Source organism: Mycolicibacter senuensis (genome assembly GCF_003284925.1).
Classification (GTDB): Bacteria; Actinomycetota; Actinomycetes; order Mycobacteriales; family Mycobacteriaceae; genus Mycobacterium; species Mycobacterium algericum_A.
In genome coordinates, this window is the sequence record NZ_QMEX01000156.1 from 1 (window position 1) to 7,631 (window position 7,631).

Annotated in this window: 6 protein-coding genes; all 6 read right to left on the reverse strand. The window is 69.4% G+C overall.

Annotated features, from left to right (window positions below; translation table 11 throughout):
- Positions 1 to 1,291 (reverse strand): LGFP repeat-containing protein (locus DQP56_RS20945; RefSeq protein ID WP_435673894.1); only part of this gene is annotated, 1,291 nt, incomplete at its 3' end.
- 196 nt (positions 1,292 to 1,487) lie between these two features.
- Positions 1,488 to 2,648: an acyl-CoA dehydrogenase family protein gene (locus DQP56_RS20950; protein WP_112688730.1), complete on the reverse strand. Its 1,161-nt coding sequence runs from the start codon at positions 2,646 to 2,648 to the stop codon at positions 1,488 to 1,490.
- Between the two features lie 106 nt (positions 2,649 to 2,754).
- Complete coding sequence (locus DQP56_RS20955) at positions 2,755 to 4,086, reverse strand: DEAD/DEAH box helicase (protein ID WP_112688732.1); 1,332 nt, start codon at positions 4,084 to 4,086, stop codon at positions 2,755 to 2,757.
- A 266-nt stretch (positions 4,087 to 4,352) separates the two neighbouring features.
- Positions 4,353 to 5,753 (reverse strand): GTPase HflX, encoded by a 1,401-nt coding sequence (hflX, locus tag DQP56_RS20960; RefSeq protein WP_112688738.1) that lies wholly within the window; start codon positions 5,751 to 5,753, stop codon positions 4,353 to 4,355.
- On the reverse strand, positions 5,750 to 6,616 hold the full coding sequence (dapF, locus tag DQP56_RS20965) for a diaminopimelate epimerase (RefSeq protein ID WP_112688734.1): 867 nt from the start codon (positions 6,614 to 6,616) through the stop codon (positions 5,750 to 5,752). The genes hflX and dapF overlap by 4 nt, the downstream gene beginning before the upstream one ends.
- A 4-nt stretch (positions 6,617 to 6,620) precedes the next feature.
- Positions 6,621 to 7,541 (reverse strand): tRNA (adenosine(37)-N6)-dimethylallyltransferase MiaA, encoded by a 921-nt coding sequence (gene miaA / locus DQP56_RS20970; protein ID WP_112688736.1) that lies wholly within the window; start codon positions 7,539 to 7,541, stop codon positions 6,621 to 6,623.
- Between the last annotated feature and the right edge of the window lie 90 nt (positions 7,542 to 7,631).

Consider the following 7,631-nt stretch of genomic DNA (forward strand, 5'->3'; position numbering starts at 1 on the left):
GCACCGCGACCGGGATCAGCACCCACAACCAGTTCCAGTGCGTCTCGGTGCCGGTACCGGTCGTGGTCGCGGTGCTGCCGTTCGGCAGGTTCATGCCGGGGATCTGCAGGCCCACCAGCGCCGGCGCGAGATCGGCCGGCTCGGTGCTGTAGGCGTTGTTCGCCTGGTTCCACGACACCGTCCCGCCGGTGAACTTCTGCGAGACCAAGTCTCCGTCGACGGTCTGGTCGCCCACCGGGGCGCCGAGCTTTCCTGAAGCACCATCAAGTTTGTCCCAGGCCGCCTTCATCGCACTGCGCACCACAAAGGCGCCGTTGTCGGGGCTGAAGAAGATCACCGGGTCGTCGTCGGCGGCGAACGACGCGAACTTGCTCCCGGCGATGGCACCGTCGGCCGTGCCGGTGATCGGGAAGCCCAGATCGCTGCCGGCCGGGCCGCCCAGCGACTCGTACTTGGCCAGGACGTCGCCGTCTAACGCGTAGGCCCCGGTCGCCGGGGAGAAGTAGACCTTGCCCCGGGCGAAATCCTGGCCCGCTCCGTCGCTGCCGATCACGTACTGGTCGCCCTGCTTGGCCCCGAGCGAGCCCGATGCGCCGCCGGTGGCGCGCCACGCGTAGTCGATGGCCGCAGTCGGATCAAGCTGAACCTGCAGATCGGCCAGCTGGGCCGCCAACTCCGGCGGCACCGTGGTGAACGTCCGAGTCGCGCCGTCGAAGGACAGCGCACCGGCGCTGAACTTCTGGGTCACCACCGCGCCGTCGTACTTCTCGTCGTCGACCGGCACGCCCAGCGCTCCGGTGGAGCTGCCCAGCTTGTCCCAGGCCGCGTTCATCGGGCCGCGCACCACGTGGGCGCCGTGTGCGGCCGTCCAGTAGATCACCGGGTTGTCGGCACCGGACAAGATGGCCACCCGGCTGTCGGGAACCAGCCCCGGCACCTCATCGCTGCTGGGGAACCCCAGCCCGCCGGTCGCCGCCCCACCCATCGACTCGTACTTCTCGAGGATCGCGCCGAACAGCGCCTTGGCCCCGGTCTCCGGTGTGAAGAAGATCGTGCCGCCGGCGAAGTCCTGCGCGAAGCCGACACCGGCCGGATGCACGTCGCCCTTGGGCGGGCCCAGCGGCGAGCCGTCACCCCCGGCCGCCTGCCATGCCGCCGTGATGGCGTCGTGAGCGTCGCTGTCGGGCGTTGCCGCCGCTGTCTGCATCGACAACAGCACGGTGACCGTCGCCGCGAGGCCGAGCGCCATGCGCACCGCCGTCTTGCCGAACCGATCTCTCCGACTAGCCACCAGCCCTCCCAGGCACCGCAATCGACGCAAATGTTTCCGGCATAAACTTTCCCGCAATCGACCCGTATTGCGAAGCGAAGTCATCGATATTGCGGAAACAGATACCCACCCGATGCCGAAAAGTTGCCGACCCGCATAGCGACGACGAGGCCCTGCCCGCGACTGAATACGCAGGTCAGGGCCTCGCCTGTTAGAGTCAGACGCCCAGGCTGCGGCCGATGATCTCTTTCATGATCTCAGTGGTGCCGCCGTAGATGGTCTGCACCCGCGCATCCAGGTAGGCCCGCGCGATCGGATATTCGCGCATGTAGCCGTAGCCGCCGTGCAATTGCAGGCAGCGGTCGATCAAGTGGACCTGCTTCTCGGTGCTGTACCACTTGGCCATCGCCGCCTGCTCCGCCGTCAGCTGCTTGTCCAGGTGCAGCCGGATGAACTCATCGACCATCATCCGCACCACGGTGGCCTCGGTGGCCAGCTCGGCGAGTAGGAACCGGCTGTTCTGGAAGCTGCCGATCGGCTTTCCGAACGCCTTGCGCTCCTTGGTGTAGGTGATCGTCTGCTCCAGCGTGGCCTCCATTGCCGCTGCGGCCATGATCGCGATGGAGATCCGCTCCTGCGGCAGGTTCTGCATCAGATAAATGAAGCCCATACCCTCCTGGCCCAGCAGGTTCTCCACCGGCACGTGCACGTCGGTGAACGACAGCTCGGCGGTGTCCTGGGCGTCGAGCCCGATCTTGTCCAGGTGGCGGCCGCGTTCGAAGCCGGCCATGCCGCGCTCCACCACCAACAGGCTGAAGCCCTGGGCGCCCTTCTCCGGGTCGGTCTGGGCGACCACGATCACCAGGTCGGAGTGGATGCCGTTGGTGATGAAGGTCTTGGACCCGTTGAGCACGTAGTGGTCGCCCTGCTTGACCGCCCGGGTCTTGATGCCCTGGAGGTCGCTGCCGGTGCCCGGTTCGGTCATCGCGATCGCGGTGATCAACTCACCGGTGCAGAACTTCGGCAGCCAACGCTGCTTCTGCTCCTCGTTGCACAACTCCAGCAGGTAGGGGGCACAGACGTCGTTGTGCAGGCTGAAACCGATGCCGCTGTAGCGACCGGCGGTGGTCTCTTCGGTGATGATCGTGTTGTAGCGGAAGTCCGGGTTGCCGCCGCCGCCGTACTCCTCGGGCACCGCCATGCCCAAAAAGCCCTGCTTGCCGGCTTCGAGCCAGACACCGCGGTCGACGATCTTCGCCTTCTCCCACTCCTCGTGGTGCGGCGCGACGTGGCGGTCCAGAAACGCCCGGTAGGACTCCCGGAACAGCTCGTGCTCGGGCTCGAACAGGGTTCGCTGGTACTTGACTGCGGCGCTCATCGCCTGACCTCCGAGATCGACGGAATCTTTCCGACGACAATAGACCAACCGGATGGTTGGGAGGTCAGAGGCCTGCGCTGAAGCGGGCTTCAGTCCCCGGTGCGGACTACCGCGCGTCCGCCCCGGTACGGCGCGGCCCGCCCCGCCGTGCCGGTCGCTGGGCGGCTCCCGGCGCCGCGGCGCGACGCCGGCGGGCGCTGCCCGATCCGCGGTTCTTCGGCGAAGCGGGCCGCGGCGGCGGGGCCGCCATGGGGACGGGCATCTGCAACGGGGCGATGTCGCCGACCAACGCTTGCACCGCCGTCGAGTCGATGCCGACCTGTTGCGGGGCGACGGTGATCCCGGCCCGGCGCAGCAGTACCTGGGTGTCCTTGCGCTGTTCGGGCAACACCACGGTTACCACGTCGCCGGCGCTGCCGGCACGTGCGGTGCGGCCCGAGCGGTGAAGGTAGGCCTTGTGTTCGGCCGGCGGGTCGACGTGGACCACCAGCTGCACCTCATCGACGTGCACGCCGCGCGCAGCGATGTCGGTGGCCACCAGCACCCGAGCCGACCCGGCGCTGAACGCGGCCAGGTTGCGGTCCCGCGCGGGCTGAGACAGGTTGCCGTGCAGGTCCACTGAGGGGATGCCGGACTCGGTCAGTTGCTTGGCGAGCTTGCGGGCCTGATGTTTGGTGCGCATGAACAGGATTCGGCGACCGGTGCCGGACGCCAACCGGTGCACCAGATCCCTCTTGTCCGCCGCCCCCGCGACGTGAAACACGTGATGTGTCATGGCCGGCGGCGGCGCTGCGACGTCATCGACCGAATGCGACACCGGATCGTGCAGGAAGCGCCGCACCAGCTTGTCCACGCCGTTGTCGAGGGTCGCCGAGAACAGCAGCCGCTGACCGGTGGCCGGCGTAGCGGCCAGAATCCGCGTGACGCCCGGTAGGAATCCGAGGTCGGCCATGTGGTCGGCTTCGTCGAGCACCGTGATCTGCACGGCATCCAGGCTGATCAGCTTCTGCTTCATTAGGTCTTCGAGGCGACCCGGGCAGGCCACCACGATGTCGACGCCGCCGCGCAGCGCCGTCTCCTGCCGGCTCTGCGCCACCCCGCCGAAGATGGTGGTGACCTTCAAGCCGTAAGCCGCCGCAAGCGGTTTGACCGTCGCGGTGATCTGGGTGGCCAACTCCCGGGTGGGCGCGAGCACCAGGCCCGACGGCCGATTCGGGCGTCGGCTGGTGTCGGCCAGCCCGGCTACCAACGGAATTGAGAACGCCAGTGTCTTGCCGCTGCCCGTCTTTCCGCGACCCAGCACGTCGCGCCCGGCCAGGGTGTCGGGCAGGGTATGGATCTGGATCGGAAACGGCGTGGTGATCTCGTTGTCGTGCAGCGCCGCCACCAGTGGGGCGGGCACGCCGAGGGAGCCAAAGGATACCGAAGATTCAGTCATGAGTGCGGTGCCTTTCCGGCATCGGTTGCGCTGCTGGAGCCATAAGAGGTCGGGTGCCGGCGGCGCAAAGTGGCGAGATTGCCGGTGGGCAAAATCGATCGCCGCGAGAAGAGCTTGTGCTGGACGCACCGTCCACCGGGTATCGGTGGCGAGTAAGCGTTCCACGACGTACCGGCGTCCTTTGACGCCAGCGTTGGTTGTGAGCCTAGCGCACCGGTGCGCGCAGCCCGAAACCTCTGTGACCGATCACACGCCGTGAACGGCTGCTACGCCTGGCCGAATTCTCGCAGGCTGGCTGCCAGCGCCGCCGGTACCCGCGCCCTGATGCGGGTGCCGCCCTCGCCATGCTCGGCTTGGGTGAGCCGGCCCTGTTCATGCACCCGAGCCACCAAATCGCCACGCTCGTAAGGGATCACCACATCCACCGCGGTGTCGGCCGGTGCTACCAACTGCCCCATCCGGCGGCGCAGCGACTCGATACCGTCGCCGGTGTGCGCCGAGACGAACACCGCGTCGGGCAGCGCGCGACGCAACTGGGCCAGCGCCAGATCCCCGGCGACGTCGATCTTGTTGACCACCAACAGTTCCGGCGCAGGCTTGGCGTCCCGCTCGGCGATCACCTCGGAGATCACCTGACGCACCGCGCTGATCTGGGCCAGCGGCGCGGGATCGGCGCCGTCGACCACATGCAGCAACAGGTCGGCGTCGGCGACCTCCTCCAGCGTGGACCGGAACGCCTCCACCAACTGGGTGGGCAGATGCCGGACGAAGCCGACGGTGTCGGTGAGCACGAAGGGCCTGTCGTCTTCCAAATACCCACGGCGCGTGGTGGGTTCGAGTGTGGCGAACAGCGCGTCCTGCACCAGCACCCCGGCGCCGGTCAGCGCGTTGAGCAGACTGGACTTGCCGGCGTTGGTGTAGCCCACGATTGCGATGGAGGGAACGTCGCTGTGCAGGCGCCGGCTGCGCTGGGTGTCGCGCACCTGCTTCATCGCCTTGATCTCGCGGCGCAACTTGGCCATCCGCTCCCGGATGCGTCGCCGGTCGGTTTCGATCTTGGTCTCACCTGGGCCGCGCAGTCCCACCCCGCCGCCGCTGCCGCCGGCCCGGCCGCCGGCCTGCCGTGACATCGACTCGCCCCAGCCGCGCAGCCGCGGCAGCATGTACTGCATCTGCGCCAGCGCCACCTGTGCCTTGCCCTCGGCGCTGGTGGCGTGCTGGGCGAAGATGTCCAGGATCAGCGCGGTGCGGTCGATCACCTTGACCTTGACCGCCTTCTCCAGCGCGGTCAGCTGCGCCGGCGACAGCTCACCGTCGCAGATGACGGTGTCGGCACCGGTGGCCAGCACCACCTCACGCAATTCGACGGCCTTGCCGGAGCCGATGTAGGTGGACGGGTCGGGCCGGTCGCGGCGCTGGATCAGTCCCTCGAGCACCTGCGAGCCGGCGGTCTCGGCCAGCGCCGCCAACTCCACCATGCTGGCGTCGGCCTCGGCGGCGCTGCCCTCGGTCCACACCCCGACCAGCACCACCCGCTCGAGGCGCAGCTGGCGGTATTCAACCTCGGAGACGTCGGCGAGTTCGGTGGACAGCCCCGCGACCCGGCGCAGCGCCGTGCGGTCATCGAGGGCCAGTTCACCGGTGCTGGGAAGCTCGGGATGACTCACTGCGCCGACCACCACCCCGCCGCGATGTCGCCGCGGGCCACCAGCTCCGACGGCCCGCGCAGATAACTGGTCGCCTCGGTGACGGTGACCCGGACCTGCCCGCCCGGGATGTCGACGCGCAGCGTCCCGGTCGACGCGCCGGCGTCGGCCAGTGCGGCCACCGCGGCGGCCACCGTGCCGGTGCCGCAGGACCGGGTCTCCCCGACCCCGCGCTCATGCACCCGCATCGACACCACACCGTCACGGGCGGCGGTCAGGACTTCGACGTTCACCCCGTTCGGGAACTGCCCGCGGTCGAAACTGACCGGCGCGGCCACATCCAGGGCGGCCAGCTCGGCTGCCGACAGTGCCGGATCCACGCACGCCAGATGCGGATTGCCCACGTCGACGGCGAGCCCGGCGAATCGCCGTCCGCCCACCACCGCCTCGCCCGGTCCCAGCGTGTTGGCCTTGCCCATGTCGACGGTGACCTCCGCCCGCACGTCGTCGGCGTGGTGCACGGTGATCGGCCGCGGCCCGGCCAGCGAGCCGACGACGAACTCGTCGGCCGATTCCAGGCCGGCGGCGCGCAGGTAGTGGGCGAAGACCCGGATCCCGTTGCCGCACATCTCGGCCACCGAGCCGTCGGCGTTGCGGTAGTCCATGAACCAGTCGCCGGCCGAGACCCCCTCGGGCAGCTCGTCGAGCACGCCGGCGGCCACGGCGGCCCCGGCGGTGGTCACGCGCAACACCCCGTCGGCGCCCAGGCCGCGGCGCCGGTCACACAGCGCGCTCACCGCGGCGGCCGTCAGGTCCAGCTCCACCCCTAGGTCCGGCAACACGACGAAATCGTTCTGGGTGCCGTGGCCCTTGGCGAAAAGCATGTGCTCAGGATACGTGCCGCCACCCGGCCAGTGCCGCGTCGAGCAGTCCGCCGCCGGCGGCGTCCAACCATTCGATGCGGTGGTCGCGGCGGAACCAGGACCGCTGCCGGCGCACGTAGCGGCGGGTCCCGATGAAGGTGGGCTCGCGGGCGCCATCACCGTTGCCGCCCGCATCCAGGTCGGCGATCACCTGGGCGTAGCCCAGCGCCCGGGCGGCGGTGACCCCGTCGCGCAACCCGGTCTCCAACAGCCCCACCACCTCGGCCACCAGGCCGCGGTCGAACATCGTCGCGGTCCGGGCGGCCAGCCGTTCGTCGAGAAGCACGGTGTCGCAGTCCAATCCGATGATCGCGGTGTCCCAGCGGGGGACGCCGATGGTGGGCGCAGACGCGGCGAATGGCCGGCCGGTCAGCGCCACGACTTCCAGCGCCCGCACGATGCGCCTGCCGTCAGTGGGCAGGATCGCCGCCGCCGCAGCCGGGTCGACGGCGGCCAGTTCGGCATGCAGCGCGGCTACTCCGATGTCGGCGAGCCGCTGCTCGTAGCGGACCCGCACCGCGGGGTCGGTGGCCGGAAAGGACCAGTCGTCGAGCAGCGCCTGCAGGTAGAGCATCGATCCGCCGACGATGATCGGTACCGCACCGCGATTCATGATCGCCTCGACATCCGCGGCGGCGGCCTGCTGGTAGCGGGCGACCGTCGCGGTCGCGGTGACGTCGAGGACGTCGAGCTGGTGGTGCGGGATGCCGCGTCGCTCGCCCGGCGACAGCTTGGCGGTGCCGATGTCCATGCCGCGGTAGAGCTGCATGGCGTCGGCGTTCACAATTTCAGCTGATCTCCCCGACTTTTCCAGGCCTTCGGCCAGTTCCAGCGCGAGCTGCGACTTGCCGGTGCCGGTCGGCCCGACGACCGCGATCGGCCTCACGGCTCCCAGACCCCGACGAAGTAGCCCACCCCGTAGGGGGCGCCGCGGTAGAGCTGCGTGGCGGTACGCGGCCGCTGCCCGACCAGCCCG

What these genes read in the sequence shown, in the direction of transcription:
- DQP56_RS20955 (WP_112688732.1), bottom strand. Translation starts at nt 4,086, where the DNA reads ATGACTGAATCTTCGGTATCCTTTGGCTCCCTCGGCGTGCCCGCCCCA.
- DQP56_RS20950 (WP_112688730.1), bottom strand. Translation starts at nt 2,648, where the DNA reads ATGAGCGCCGCAGTCAAGTACCAGCGAACCCTGTTCGAGCCCGAGCAC.
- dapF (WP_112688734.1), bottom strand. Translation starts at nt 6,616, where the DNA reads ATGCTTTTCGCCAAGGGCCACGGCACCCAGAACGATTTCGTCGTGTTG.